At 62.9% G+C, this 14,372-nt stretch carries 10 protein-coding genes and 1 tRNA gene; 4 read left to right on the forward strand and 7 right to left on the reverse strand.

What is annotated here, in order from left to right; translation table 11 throughout:
* The first annotated feature begins 133 nt into the window (after positions 1 to 133).
* A complete protein-coding gene (locus NKG59_RS17930) occupies positions 134 to 1,453 on the forward strand; it encodes an MFS transporter (RefSeq protein WP_045206272.1) in 1,320 nt (439 codons plus the stop codon).
* Between the two features lie 220 nt (positions 1,454 to 1,673).
* Positions 1,674 to 1,862, forward strand: coding sequence for a CsbD family protein (locus tag NKG59_RS17935; RefSeq protein WP_027681365.1), 189 nt, complete (start codon positions 1,674 to 1,676; stop codon positions 1,860 to 1,862).
* 236 nt (positions 1,863 to 2,098) lie between these two features.
* Here the strand turns inward: NKG59_RS17935 and NKG59_RS17940 are convergent.
* From NKG59_RS17940 to NKG59_RS17950, 3 genes are all read right to left on the reverse strand, one after another.
* A tRNA-Leu gene (locus NKG59_RS17940) sits at positions 2,099 to 2,185 on the reverse strand.
* Between the two features lie 150 nt (positions 2,186 to 2,335).
* Entirely contained in the window at positions 2,336 to 5,455 is a 3,120-nt protein-coding gene (locus tag NKG59_RS17945; protein ID WP_253539597.1) for an efflux RND transporter permease subunit, read from the reverse strand.
* Between the two features lie 42 nt (positions 5,456 to 5,497).
* The gene (locus tag NKG59_RS17950; RefSeq protein ID WP_253539598.1) at positions 5,498 to 6,706 is read right to left on the reverse strand and encodes an efflux RND transporter periplasmic adaptor subunit; all 1,209 of its coding nucleotides are present in this window, start codon (positions 6,704 to 6,706) and stop codon (positions 5,498 to 5,500) included.
* Positions 6,707 to 6,892: 186 nt separating this feature from the next.
* Between NKG59_RS17950 and hpnD the strand changes: the two genes are divergently transcribed.
* On the forward strand, positions 6,893 to 7,726 hold the full coding sequence (gene hpnD / locus NKG59_RS17955) for a presqualene diphosphate synthase HpnD (protein WP_253539600.1): 834 nt from the start codon (positions 6,893 to 6,895) through the stop codon (positions 7,724 to 7,726).
* A gap of 6 nt (positions 7,727 to 7,732) precedes the next feature.
* Here the strand turns inward: hpnD and NKG59_RS17960 are convergent, their stop codons facing one another.
* From NKG59_RS17960 to NKG59_RS17975, 4 genes are all read right to left on the reverse strand, one after another.
* On the reverse strand, positions 7,733 to 9,868 hold the full coding sequence (locus tag NKG59_RS17960) for a glycoside hydrolase family 28 protein (protein WP_253540101.1): 2,136 nt from the start codon (positions 9,866 to 9,868) through the stop codon (positions 7,733 to 7,735).
* Between the two features lie 227 nt (positions 9,869 to 10,095).
* Positions 10,096 to 11,280, reverse strand: a complete 1,185-nt coding sequence (locus NKG59_RS17965) for a DUF1501 domain-containing protein (RefSeq protein WP_253539602.1) — start codon at positions 11,278 to 11,280, stop codon at positions 10,096 to 10,098.
* Between the two features lie 25 nt (positions 11,281 to 11,305).
* A complete protein-coding gene (locus NKG59_RS17970) occupies positions 11,306 to 12,931 on the reverse strand; it encodes a DUF1800 domain-containing protein (RefSeq protein WP_253539604.1) in 1,626 nt (541 codons plus the stop codon).
* Between the two features lie 69 nt (positions 12,932 to 13,000).
* Positions 13,001 to 13,447, reverse strand: coding sequence for a hypothetical protein (locus tag NKG59_RS17975; RefSeq protein WP_253539606.1), 447 nt, complete (start codon positions 13,445 to 13,447; stop codon positions 13,001 to 13,003).
* A gap of 190 nt (positions 13,448 to 13,637) precedes the next feature.
* Between NKG59_RS17975 and ompR the strand changes: the two genes are divergently transcribed.
* The gene (gene ompR, locus NKG59_RS17980) at positions 13,638 to 14,360 is read left to right on the forward strand and encodes an osmolarity response regulator transcription factor OmpR (protein WP_004627064.1); all 723 of its coding nucleotides are present in this window, start codon (positions 13,638 to 13,640) and stop codon (positions 14,358 to 14,360) included.
* Positions 14,361 to 14,372: the final 12 nt, after the last annotated feature.

Here is a 14,372-nt window from a genome sequence, read left to right on the forward strand (position 1 = left end):
CGTCGCGCTGGGATGGCCCAACGATCTTTCGACTTGTCGTTGCAGTTTAGGCGCTATTCTGGTCTTGTGATGACGGACTTTTAGATCGCCGTACGACATCCCCCTCCCCCGAAATCTCGATGGAGACTCCACGATGGCAAGTCTGACCCACCAGCATCGCGCGTCGCCCACTGCACCTCCGGCACCAGGTCACCATGAAGTTGCACCGGCAGAAATCGCCATAGGCGTCGTGATCGGGCGAGCGTCGGAGTACTTCGATTTTTTCGTCTACGGCATCGCCTCGGTGCTGGTTTTCCCTACGGTCTATTTTCCGTTTGCGAGTGAACTGGCTGGGCTGTTGTTCAGCTTCACGGTCTTCTCGTTCGCCTTTATCGGCCGCCCCTTCGGCACGGCGCTGTTCATGCGCATCCAGCGCCGATGGGGGCGCAGCACCAAGCTGACAGCGTCCTTGTTCCTGCTTGGCACGGCCACGGTCGGCATTGCGTTCTTGCCGTCGTACGCATCGATCGGCCACTCGGCGATCTATTTGCTGGCGCTGTTCCGCTTTATGCAGGGCATCGCGTTTGGAGGTTCGTGGGACGGTCTGCCATCGCTGCTGGCATTGAATGCGCCAGAAAACAAGCGCGGCTGGTACGCCATGGTCGGGCAACTGGGCGCGCCCACCGGCTTCATCATTGCTGGCGCTCTGTTCCTGTTCCTCTACACCAGCCTGAGTTTTCAGGAATTTATCGATTGGGGCTGGCGTTATCCGTTCTACGTCGCTTTTGCCATCAACGTGGTGGCGCTGTTTGCGCGGCTGCGGCTGGTGGTCACGCACGAATACACGCAACTGCTGGAGGAAGAAGAGCTCGAGCCCATTAGCACCCTGCAGATGGTGAACGCGCAGGGTTTCAACATCTTCCTGGGCGCCTTTGCCGCACTGGCAAGCTACGCGCTATTCCATCTGGTCACCGTGTTTCCGCTGTCATGGGTGTCGCTGCGCAAGACACAGACGGTGCCTGCCGTGCTGACCGTCCAGATCATCGGCGCAGCGATTGCGTTTGTGGGTACGCTGGTCTCCGGCTTGATCGCAGACCGTTTCGGTCGACGCACCACCTTGGCGGCCATGGCCGTTCTGATCGGTATCTTCAGTCTGGCCGCGCCGTGGCTGCTCGATGGCGGTGTTGCTGGGCAGGACATCTTCATTCTGGTCGGCTTTGGCCTGCTGGGGCTGTCGTACGGACAGGCAGCCGGCGTGGTGACGTCCAACTTCGAAAGCCGATTCCGCTACACCGGGGCTGCGCTGACGACCGATTTTGGATGGCTGTTCGGTGCGGCATTCGCGCCGCTCGTGGCCCTAGGTTTGTCGTCGCTGTTCGGGCTCGGAGCGGTGAGCCTGTACCTGCTCTCAGGCGTGGTGGGGACGCTGGTGGCGCTGCGGATCAATAAGGCGCTTGGAACGCCGGACGCGTAGTGCAGTTGCCCATAGAGTCCGCCGGACCTCAATGTCTACGCTTCGGCGTGGAGCCGTGTGCCGGCGGGCAAACCACGGCTGAAGCGTCTTCGCCCCAATTCAATTTCATGCGAGCGTGTCGCGGAAGGGCTCCATCGTGCGATCCGATCAAGTCGTCTGCAGGCACGTTGCCTGCTATTCCTTTCCCGTGCGCAAGGGCGCATTTTCAAAGGAGCGGATCATGAACAAGGATCAAGTGAAAGGCACTGTCGAGAAAATGAAGGGCAAGGTCAACGAGGCCGTGGGTAAAGCGACGAACAATCCTGCGCGGGAATTGAAGGGCGACCTTCAGCAGGCCGGTGGTCAAGCGCGCAAGGATGCGGGCGACGTCAAGGAAGCGGCGAAGGACATTGCAAAGAAGTCCCGTTAACCCGGCATGCATCGGCACAGCATCCTGGCGCTGATGTGCATTGCGAAAAGAAAGGGCGACCAACCGGTCGCCCTTTCTTTTCCGCTCGCAGCGGTGCAGATATTCGGACGTTGCACACGCAACTGCCCACGGTCTCGCATCCAAGATGCGAGACAAACCGCGCGTAAATCTGACAAGAGAACGGCTAGATTTTTATTGATCTAAAAATCTAAGTCGTTGATCTTCAAAGGGAGTTTTGGTGCGAGGGAGGGGACTCGAACCCCTACACCATTGCTGGCGTCAGGACCTAAACCTGGTGCGTCTACCAATTTCGCCACCCTCGCCGGATGGATCGCGGCGCCCCTGAGCAGGAGCGCCGGAAAGGAAGCCCGCGATTATATCGCAGTCGCTCGGGGGTTTCCATCCCCCGCGCTGCGTGGCTTGGTGGAGGGGCTCGAGTCCCCTCCCTGGCACCTGCTCCAAGAACGCAAACGTCAGGCTGCCGGCGCAGCCGCCTCCGCCTCGGGCCGCTTGACGCGGAACCACGCCGCATAGAGTGCCGGCAGGAACAGCAGCGTCAACACCGTGGCGATGATCAGCCCGCCCATGATGGCGGCCGCCATCGGGCCCCAGAACACGCTGCGCGACAGCGGAATCATTGCCAGCACCGCCGCCGCCGCGGTCAGGATGATCGGACGGAAGCGTCGCACTGCCGCCTCGACAATGGCATTCCACGTTGGGACACCGGCCGCCACGTCCTGCTCGATCTGGTCCACCAGAATGACCGAGTTACGGATGATCATCCCCATCAACGCGGTAATGCCGAGCTGCGCGACAAAGCCCATCGGCGCCCTCAGCAGCAGCAACGTGGCTGCCGCACCAATCAACCCCAGCGGACCGGTCAGGAACACCATCACCGAGCGCGAGAAGCTGTGCAGCTGCAGCATCAGCAGCGTGAAGATGATGAAGATGCACAGCGGCATCTGCGCAGCGATGGACGCACCCGCGTTGGCACTCTCCTCTTCCGCGCCAGCAATCTTGATCTGATAGTCCGGCGGCAAGTCAGCGCGAATCTTGTCGAGCAGCGGGTTGATCTGCGCCGTCACGGTCGGGCCCTGCACACCGTCCACCACGTCGGACTGCACAGTGATGCCGTAGTCGCGGTTCTCGCGCCAGATCACGCCGGGTTCCCACGCAAAGCCAACTCGCGCCACTTGCGTCAGGGGCACCGTACGGCCACTGCTGGTCAGGACTTGCACACGCTGCAGGGCGTCGAGCGTATTGCGCTCGTCCTCCTGCGGACGCATCACGATGTCGAGCAGCTTATCCCCGTCGCGGTATTGGGCGATGGGCGCGCCAGACATCACCGTCTGCGTGACCTGCGAGATGGAACCGGTCGACACGCCGAGCGCGCGCGCCTTGTCCTGGTCGATGTCCAGGCGCAGCACCTTGACGTTCTCGTTCCAGTTGTCGTTCACGCCGACCGTGTTCGGGTTGGCGCTCATGATGGCCTTGACCTGATCGGCAATCTTGCGCACGCCGCCAATGTCAGGGCCCATCACGCGGAACTGCACCGGATACGGCACCGGTGGCCCGTTCGGCAGCAGCTTCACGCGGCCACGCAGATGCGGGAATTGCGACTTCAGCAATCCGATGACGTGTTGCCGCACACCCTCACGCGCCTCCAGCGAAGTAGGCATCACGATGGCTTGCGCCACGTTGGTCTGCGGAAGAATCTGGTCCAGCGGCAAATAGAAGCGCGGCGCACCGGAGCCGATGAACAGCGTCACGCTATCGACGTTCTGCTCCTTGCGCATCAGCGCCTCAAAGCGTTTGGCTTCGGTTTCGGTCTGGTTGAAGCTGGAGCCTTCCGGCAACCACAGTTCCACCATCAGCTCGGGGCGACTGGAATCGGGAAAGAACTGCTTCTCGACATACTTGAAGCCGAACACGCCCAGCCCAAACGCCACCAGCGTGACGACGATCACCGTCTTGCGGTGCTCCACGCACCAGTTCACCCAGCCGCGGAAGCGGTTGTAGAACGGCGTGTCGAACAGCTCGTGATGGCCACCGCCTTCCACATGCGATTTGGTCCGTAGCAGCAGGAAGCCGAGATACGGCACAAACACCACCGCCGCAAACCACGACAGCACCAGCGCCAATGCCGTCACGGCAAAGATGCCGAACGTGTATTCGCCCACCGTCGAGCGGGCGAGCCCCACCGGCAGGAAACCCGTGGCGGTGATGAGCGTGCCGGTCAGCATCGGCATGGCGGTCGAGGTGTACGCGAAGGTGGCCGCCTCCATCTTGGAAAAGCCCTCTTCCAGCTTGCGCACCATCATTTCGACCGCAATGATCGCGTCGTCCACCAGTAGGCCCAGCGCGATGATCAGCGCGCCTAATGAAATCTTGTGCAGCCCGATGTCGAAGATATTCATGAACAGGAACGTCACCGCCAACACCAGCGGGATCGTCAGGCCCACCACCAAGCCCGGCCACACGTCAATGCGCAGCTTGGGCTTGGTGTGCAGACCCAGCGAGAGGAAACTCACGCCCAGCACGATCACCACGGCCTCGATCAGCACATGCACGAATTCGCCCACGGAGCTCTGCACCGATTTCGGCTGGTTCTGCACCTGCTCCATCTCAACGCCCACGGGCAGCTTCGCGCGGATCTTGTCGACCGTCGCGCGCAAGTCCTTGCCGAGCTGGATGATGTCGCCGCCCTTGGTCATCGAGATGCCCAGGCCGATCACCTCCTTGCCGTTGAAGCGCATCTTGGCGTGCGGCGGGTCCACGTAACCGTGCTTGACCGTAGCGATGTCGCCCAGACGGATGTTTGTCGTGCCGCCGGGGCCGCGCAGCGTCAGGTTCTCCAGATCGCGGATATCCGAGAACTGGCCTGAGAGGCGAATCTGCACGTTGTCGGTGGGCGTGACCAGCACGCCGCTGGGGCCGATATTGTTCTGCTGGCTGATCTGCGTGGCGATGCTGTTGATGTCCATCCCCATCTGCGCCAGCTTGGCCTGCTGGAACTCGATGTAGATCTTTTCGTCCTGGTCGCCCAGCAATTCGACCTTGGCGACGTTGGGCACGCGCAGCAGTTGCTGGCGGATCGCGTCGGCATAGTCGTTCAACTGCCGGTACGTAAAACCATCGGCGGACAGCGCATAGATCGAGCCATACACGTCGCCGAAATCATCGTTGAAATACGGCCCGCGCACACCCTGCGGCAACGTGGGCGCAATATCGCCCACCTTCTTGCGCACGGTGTACCAGAGCTGCTGCGTTTCCTTGGCGGGCGACGTGTCAGCCAGCTGGAAGGTTACGAGCGTTTCTCCGGGCTTGGAGTAGCTGCGGATCTTCCAGGCGTACGGCACTTCCTGCAGCGCCTTCTCGATCTTGTCGGTCACCTGGCGCGACATCTGCTCGGCCGTGGCGCCGGGCCAGAAGGCCTGCACGACCATCGCGCGGAAGGTGAAGGGCGGATCTTCATCCTGCCCCAGCTTGGAATACGCAAAGATGCCGCCGAGCAACAGCGCCACCAGCAAGAAGCGCGTGAGCGGTTGATGTTCAAGCGCCCAGCGTGACAGGTTGAAACGGGAGTGTTCCATACGCACGAAGGTTGGCGTGTTGGGGCGGAAGCCGGATGCGGCTTACCGGCGCGGCGTGATGGCGGACTGCGCCGACGGCTGATCGGCCGGCGCCATCGGCATCACCTTCTGGCCGGCCTTGAGCAGGTGCACGCCAGCGGTCACGATGGTCTGGCCGGGCTGAAGCCCGCTTGTCACCAGCAGCACGTTGTCGCGCGGCGCGCCCACCGTCACCGGCACGGGCTTTACCGTTTGCGATGCGGCGTCGTACAGCCACACCACGTTCTTGCCTTGATCCTGCAGCAGCGCGCTGATCGGCACGCGCACACCCATGCCGCCGCTGTCTGCGCCACCGCCGGGCCGCACAAACGTGGCCACTGCCGTCATGCCGAGCCTCAGTTCCGGCGGCGGATTCGGTACCGAAATCTTCACGGTATACGTGCGCGTGAGCGGGTCGGCCGACGGAGCAATCTCGCGAACCTTGGCCGGGATGCTGCGCGACTGATCGGCCCACAACTTGACGCTCACCTCGGGCGATTTGCGCAGCGTATCGACCTGATCCTCAGGGATGCCAACCACGACTTCCTTCTCGGCCGTCTGCGCCACGCGCACGACCGGCTGGCCGGCGGACACCACCTGCCCGACTTCGGCGTCGACGCCCGTCACCACGCCATCGGCGTCGGCTTCAAGCGTGGCATATCCGGCTTGATTCACCTGGTTGCGATAGCCGGCCCCGGCTTGCTCGTAGCGGGCTTGTGCGGCGTCATAGTTGGCTTGATGGCGTTGCTGTTCGGCAGCACTGATGAAGCCCTTGGCGAACAGCTCGGAATAGCGCTTGAGATCCGCCGCAGCCAGATCGCGGTCAGTCTTGGCGGCGGACAACTGCGCCTGGGACGATTGCTGGGCGAGGGCCAGATCGGTCGGGTCCAACCGCGCGAGCACCTGGCCTTTCTTGACGGTGGCGCCCACGTCCACCAGACGGACGATGATTTTGCCCGGCACGCGGAAGCCCAGGCGCGATTCAATGCGTGGGCGTACGTCGCCTGAGAACTCGGCCGTGCCGGCGCCCTGCTCGCTGGTGACGGTCATGGTGCGCACGGGGCGCACTTCGGGCGCCTTGGGGGCCTCCTTGCTGCATCCGGCCAGCAGCGCCACGCCGATCAACAAGGCGGCCGATGTCGTCATCGGCAATGAACGCCTGCGCGGCCGAGACCGCGTGTCGGAGAAACCGGTGGAGTCGGAATGCGGGTACGGCAAACGCAACGCTGGCATGACACGCTCTCAGTAAATAACTGACCGGTCAGTAATATACCCACGGCAATGCGCAGGGTCAACGACACGGCCGCGTCTGATTGACTTTTCGTGGCGAGGGTGTGCGCAAGGCTTTACGGCATGCTGCACTGCAACGCGCTGTAGAATGGCCGCCCTGCTTCAAACCTCACCACGACGGCCCTTTCCGTGACCCCCGACGATTACTGCGCCGACAAAGCGGCCCCGCCCGGCAGCGACGTGTACTACAGCGTATTGTTTCTGGCCCCCGAACGCCGCCGCGCGACCATCGCCCTGGAAGCCGTGCGCCGTGAGCTGGAAGACGCCGTGCGCGATGCAAGCGATCCGGCGGTCGTGCAATCGAAGCTGCAGTGGTGGCGGCAAGAACTGGCGCGGCTGTTTGACGGCCGCCCTGAGCACCCTGCGGCCAAGGCATTGCAGCCGCATCTAGCCCGCTACGATATCGGCGCCGTGCATCTGGGTGAATTACTGGCCGGCGTCGAGGCCGATGCCATGCAAAACCGCTATCTGGATTGGCCCAACCTGCGCCGCCACGGCGATCAAGTGGCTGGCGTGGCAGGTCGGCTGACGGCTCGCATTGCTGGACAAACGCATGCGCGCACGCTTGAATTCGCGCGGCTGATGGCGCTGGCCGAGCAGCTCGTCCATTTCGTCCGGAACCTGGGCGAAGACGTACGCCACAACCGCGTCTACATCCCCGTGGACGAACTGCAGCGCTTCAACGTACCGGCCGCCGATCTGTTCAACCGCCGGTATGCGGAAGGCTTCAAGCCGCTGATGGCGTTTCAGGCCGAGCGTGCCCGCGCAATGTACAAGGAAGCACTGGCCGCGCTGCCGGCAGAAGATCGCCGCGCCCAGCGTTCAGCGCTGATTCGCGGCGTGCTGGCTATGCGCCTGCTCGACGAGGTGGAAGCCGACGGCTTCCAGGTGCTCACGCAGCGGACGGACCTGACGCCGCTGCGCAAGCTGTGGCTGGCCTGGAAGACGCAGATCCGCGCCTGACGCGCCTTATTGCGAAGCCCAGGTCGTGCCAAAAATGCTCGACTGATCGATCCCCGGAAAGTCCACGTACGCCTTCGAGCAATCAAGGTACTGGCTCGGATCGATCGACTGCGTTGGGCTGCCCGTCAATGCCACGCGATTTGCCGTCGATGGGAACAGCGGCAGGTTCGTGTTGCTGAGCGTCAGGTTGGCGTCCGACGACGTCACCGCAATGCTGGCTGGCGTATCGGCAATCACGTTGGTCAGCGACATCCCGAGCGGGAATGCCGGCTCGCCATATCCACCGGTGTTCGCTTCAAAGCCCTGCAACTTCACCCCCGCGCTGCCCTGAATGACCACGTTGTTCAGCGAAATATCGTGGAAATTCGGATACAGCGGCCCGCCCGACGGCACGGCCTTCGTGCTGTAGTACGGCGTGAACAGCAGCGCGTTCGTCGCATCTCGAATGCAGATGTTGGCGTATTGGATGTTGCTGACTTCGCCGCCGCGCGCGTAGTCCGATTTGATGCGCAGGCCCTCTTCCGAATTCCAGAACGCGTTGTCGTAGACCTGCACGTTCGTCACGCCGGCATTCGTTTCGCTGCCGATCGAGATGCCGTGGCCCCAGTAGATATGGTTGTGCGCGATCACGATGCCGTATTTGCGGTCTGATCGCACACCACGGTTGCCATCCACGCCGAACAGGCCCGAGCCGGCCGGCGACGGGTTGGCGCTTCCCTTGAGCGCGATGTCGTCGTCACCGGTGCTGACGTAGTTGTAGGCAAACACGAAGTTCTTCAGGTAGCCATCAAACGAGATGGGCCCGGCTGATGTTGTCGTGCTGCCGGTCGACAACTTGCCCGAGATCGCCTTCGAGGCCGAACCCGGATCAAACGCGTCCGTGTTCTTCACGTTGTCGCGCGTGAACGTCGCACCGGTGTACAGCGGGTTGCCGTTGCCGGCCGGATTCGCAAACGCGGCAAGGTTGGGCGTCTGCACCTTCACACCCCAGACAGTGAGGCCATCGACGCCGCTGGGAACGACGTGAAAGTTCGGGCTGTTGCTCAGCGTGACGCGATACAGCGTGAGGTTCTTCGCATAGTTGAAGACCATCAGGCGGAAGTTCGACTGCGATCCGACGCCCGTCGTGCCGTTGTCGACCATGTTGCCGAGATAGGCCAGATCCCACCACGTCATGTTGCGCGCCGGCGATTTCGAATCGACCAGCGTGCCGCCGTTGTCGCAAGGCGTACCGTCAGCCGCTACGGTGCCGGTCTTATACGCGGCATACGTGTTCGAGCAGGTCAGGTCGACCTTCATCAGCGGGTACTTGGCATTCGACGTGACGATTTCTGCGTAGCCTCGGCCATCGATCCGCCCATCGCCAACAACGGCGGCGTTCACGATATTCGTGCCGGTGATCAGCGCCGTGCAGTTGCTGGAGCTCCCAGCCTTTGTCGCGCTGACGGCCGTGTTGCCGCAGTACGGCCCTGCCGCGTTGGGCGAATACGCCATGACGTCGCGCGACGCATACAGCGTGACGCCCTTGTCGATCCACAACGTCACCCCCGAGGGCAATGTCAGCGGGCCGCTGATGAACGCGTTGCCCGGACCGCTCGGGTTCACAACAAGACGCACGGCAAACTTGGACGCGCGGTACTGCGATTTCGCAAGCTCTTCGCCAGTCGCACCGGCGATGTTGACGTTGGGAACTGCAGCCGCCGTCTGTGCAGCCGTGGCAGTCGCATCCGCCGCGGCGATGGTTGCACCGACTTCCGCGTCGACCGACGCACCGCACGCATCGAGCGCGGCCTGGATGCGTGCCTGGTCTGGGTTCGCCTTCGCCGTCGTCACTGCAACACCCACGCCAACTGTCGAGGGATCAGCCTCCGGCGGCAGCGCACCGTCCGGCCGGCTCACGAGTGAATTGCTCGCCTGCAGCGTCGCGCAGACCTGCGCATCGGTCGGCAGCGTTGGCTCGGGCGGCAGGTTCGCATCGGTGGTTGCCGTGCCGACCTGGAAGACGGCGGCTGCGGGGCTGCCGGTGCCGGCGCCCGATGTGTTCGACGATGTCGCATCGCCGCCGCCGCATGCCGCCAGCCCGATTGCCGTTGCAACCAGCATCGCTATCAAGCCAGCCGATTGTCGGCGCCGCTTTTTCATTGTCTGCAATGCACTCACGAAGATCTCCTCATTGTTTTTGTGGCCGCCAATCTGGTCGACACACGCCTTTTTGATATATCAGAATCTATTTATTGATATATCAATGGTCAAGGCAGGGTTTTCCCGCGCGTTGCCGTGGCAAGTGCGAAACCCCTTAGAGAAGATCGTTGGAGTTGGGCGGGCTTAACGCCTGCAGAGAGGCAATCTGCCCGCCCGAAAGGCGTAGCTCAGGCTTTGATGAGATCCAGCGGCGCAAACCGGCCCGCCAGCACCGATTGGGAATCCATCCCCCACCAGCGCTCCAGCACCGTGGCGTAAAGCGAGCGGAAATCGACCGACGGGTCGAGATCGCCGCCGCCGTCCAGGCGTTCCAGCACCGGCCCCTGCCCGGCCAGCCCGCCCTTTACGCGGCCACCGGCCACGAAATGCGCAGCAGCCGTGCCGTGATCCGTACCGTTGTTCAGGTTCTCACGCGGGCGGCGGCCGAACTCGGAATACGTGACGATCAGCGTGTCGTTCCAGCGGCCCAGCTCCGTCAACGCGTTCTTGAGCGAAGCCATGCCCTCACCCAACTGGCGCAGCAAGTTCGCCTGCGTGCCCTGCTGATTGGTATGCGTATCGAAGCTGCCGAGCGACAGGCACACCACGGCAACATCCGCACCGCCATGGCCTGGCGCCGCCACCACCTGCATCGCCGCCTTGATCGAGTTGCCGAACCCGCCGTCGGGAAAGTGCGTCTGGAACACAAACTTGCCGGACTTTGGACGTAGCCCGTCGGCGGCTTTGACAATGTCCGCCTCGACCTTGAGCACGTGCGCGAGCGTGGCGTTGCCCATCGCGTGGGAAGGCATCGCGAGCTTGGCTTCGTTGAGGAACGCATCGGGATTGGCCAGCGCGACGGCACGTGCGCCGCCGTCGAGGGGGCCAAGATCCGCGCTGCCGATGATCACGCCATCGGCGCCAAACGATGACGGCACGGGCCGCGCGGCAAACGCACGCGTCAACCAGCCTTCGCGCAGGTATTGATCGGAGCGCGAGGCGGTGTCCCAGATCTCGATCGAGCGGAAATGCGAGAGATTCGGCTGCGGATACGACAGCCCCTGCACCACCGACAATTCACCCGCCTGCCACAGCGGCATCATCGCCTGCAAAGACGGATGCAGGCCGTAGCGGTCGTCCAGCTGCAGCACCTGCTCCCGCTTGATGGCGATACGCGGGCGTAGCGCGTAGTACTGCGCGCTCGTGTACGGCACCACGGTGTTCAGCCCGTCGTTGCCTCCCTTGAGTTCAATGAGGATGAGCAGGTTGCCGTAGCCCTTGCGCTTGTCCTGCCCTTGCGCAAAGACAATCCCCGGGACTGCGCCACCCATGCCGAGCATGGCGCCCGCCTTCAGAAAATCGCGACGTTCCATGATGTGTGCTCCTGCAGCGATGGCGTTATTTCAACTGGTAAGCCGGGTCCATCATCAGCGTGCGCAGGTATGCCGTACCGGCCAGCTTGACGGGAATGGGCGCGGTCGGCTCGATCGGCAACACCGCGCGCTGGATTGAGATGCGCGGTGCAAGTTGCGGCGGCTCATCTCCGTCCGCACCGAACTGCGCGAGCCACTTGGCCGAGTTGAACGACACCATCGTCTGCGACTGCGCCAGCTTGAAGCGGCCTTCCTGCCCCATGCCCTTGAGCGCCTGGCCCAGGCCCTGCACGGTGCCGCCCTGCTTCAGGTCTTCGCGCATGGCCGCCACCATCAGGCCGGGCTTCTGCTGTTGCGCCTGTTGCTTGGCCGGGGGCGCCTTCATCTCCGTCGAGCGGAACAGTTGATCAAGAAACTGCTTGCGCCCCAACAGCGTGGTCGAGTTGATCCAAGCATCGCCGCCGGGCCAGCCCTTCACGTTGGGCGGTGCCAGCAGGTTCTGCCCGAGCTGCGCGGACTTGATCGCGAACGGCGTCGGGTCGGTGTACTGCACGTTGAACTGCTTGAGCGTGCCGACGATCATCTCCACCGGAGACTTCACCAGCGTCGCGTGCGATTGCGGCGCCCAAAACGCCGGCGTCAAGAACAGTTCCCGCAACGCCACCTTGATGTCGTAGCCGCTTGCCCGGAACGCATCGGCCACGCGCTGCGCCTGTGCCGCATCCACGTCCGGCGAAACGAACTCATGCCACAGTTTGGTGACGATGAAGTTGGCCGTCTCGGGGCGAGACAGCAGGATGTCGAGCATCTGGTCGCCGTCGTAATCGCCGCTCTGGCCAAACACCGTCTTCACGCCCGTGTCGTGAATCTGCGGCCGCCAGACGTAGGCGAAATCGTGCTCGCGGTCGATGCTCCAGCCCGTATAGGTGCGCGCGGCTTCCTTGATGTCCTGCTCGGTGTAATGGCCCTCGCCCAACGTGAACAGCTCCATCACCTCACGCGCGAAGTTCTCGTTCGGCTTGCCCTTGCGGCTTTCGGCCCCGTCCAGGTAAATCAACATCGCCGGGTCTTTGCCGATGGCGTGCAGCATCGTGCCGAAGTTGCCCACGGCGTTCTGGCGCAGCAGCACGTTTTGCCGATACATCAACTGCGCGAACGGCACCTTCTGCGAACTGGAAACGAAGTGGTTGTGCCAGAACAGCGTCATGCGCTCGGTCAGCGGTGACGGCGTCTTGATCATCTCGCCCATCCACCACGCGCGCAGTTCCAGCTCGTGCGCGGCGTTCTTCTGGCGTGCCGCCTTGCGGGCGTCTTCGTCCGGCAGCTTGTTGTACGGGATGATCGGATCGTTCACCCAAGCTGGCGGCGTCTGTGTGGCAACGGTGCCCGTTTGAGCAAGAACGCGGTCGACAGCTTCGCGGTGCGTGAGCCCAGCGTAGGCATCGAGTTCACTCTCGGAAGGCGCAAAGCCGATGCGGGTGAGGAAATAGCGCGCATCGTCGCGGTCCAGGCGCTGCTCATCGGCGGCGGACGCCTTGGCTTGCGTGGTATGGCGATGCGGCTTGTCCTGCGTTGCCGCATGCGCAGTCTGCAGTGAAAGCGCGCCGGCGGTTGCCAGCGCCAAGAAGATCGTGGTGCTACGGATTCGCATGTCGGTCCCCCGAAACGACCCTACTGCCTCGCCGGGACAGCGACTCGCGCGCTTTTCCTCGGCCCTTACCTAGCCGCCACGGTGGTAGATATCCCGCGTGACGTCATAGATGTTCTGACGCAATTGCTTGCGTTCCTCGGGAGACAGCTTGCGTTGCGGAGCCCCACGATCGGCATTCTCTCCACGGCGGTTTTCCATCGCAGCGGCGCGGCGGCTACGTTCCTCGCCCCCGCGGCCGCGCGCCGGACCCTGTCCACCCTTCTTATCAGGCGCGCCGGCGTGCATCGCATGCCCGCCGCCGAAGAAGCCGCCGAATCCGCCAAAGCCACCGCGTTCACCACGCGCGTGCGCCTGCGATCCGGCCGCACAGAGGGCAAGAACACAGGTCAACAGCGCCGCGCGCCGCCGAGACATCACCGAGCGTTTCGAAAAAGGAAGTTGAGAAGCCACGTCTTTGTTGCTGGAAACCGATGCGCCATGCATCATTGCGCGACAATCGATAACAGGCAACCGCATTGCACGCCAGTCCCCTCCGCGGGGGTCGACAGACCCCAGACCGTTGCGAGGAACTGCCTGAGCAGTGTAGCTGCGCGTCCTACAGACTGTTCGCGTGACTCGGTAAATAATGTAACCGTCTGTTTCAATTGGGCTTTTCTTGCCTTCTGTTGTCCATTGGGCCCATGTTTTTGTCGTTACCATTAGCGCCATGGAAAATTCCGGTCAAAAGATTCTCGTCGTCGACGACGACCCCCGCCTGCGCGATCTGCTGCGCCGTTACCTCGGGGAACAGGGCTTCACCGTGCTGGTGGCAGAAAACGCCACGGCCATGAACAAACTCTGGCTGCGCGAGCGCTTCGATCTGCTCGTGCTCGACCTGATGATGCCTGGTGAAGACGGCCTGTCGATCTGCCGTCGCCTGCGCGGCGCAAACGATCAGACGCCGATCATCATGCTCACCGCCAAGGGCGAAGACGTAGACCGCATTGTCGGCCTCGAAATGGGCGCGGACGATTACCTGCCCAAGCCATTCAACCCCCGTGAGCTGATCGCGCGCATCCACGCCGTGTTGCGCCGCCGCGGGCCGGCCGAAATTCCCGGTGCGCCGTCTGAGACCCCGGAAACCTTCGCGTTTGGCGATTTCGTGCTCAATCTGGCCACGCGCACGCTCAAGAAAAACGACGAAGAGATCACCCTCACAACGGGTGAATTCTCCGTGCTGAAGGTGTTTGCACGCCATCCGCGCCAACCCCTATCGCGCGAAAAGCTGATGGAAATGGCGCGCGGCCGTGAATACGAAGTGTTCGACCGCAGCCTGGACGTGCAGATTTCGCGCCTGCGCAAGCTGATCGAACCGGACGCCAGCAACCCCCGCTTCATCCAAACCGTGTGGGGCCTGGGCTACGTGTTCATTCCCGACGGCGCCAAGTAAGCATCCGAGCAA

The sequence above is a fragment of the Ralstonia chuxiongensis genome, assembly GCF_024158925.1.
GTDB lineage: Bacteria > Pseudomonadota > Gammaproteobacteria > Burkholderiales > Burkholderiaceae > Ralstonia > Ralstonia chuxiongensis.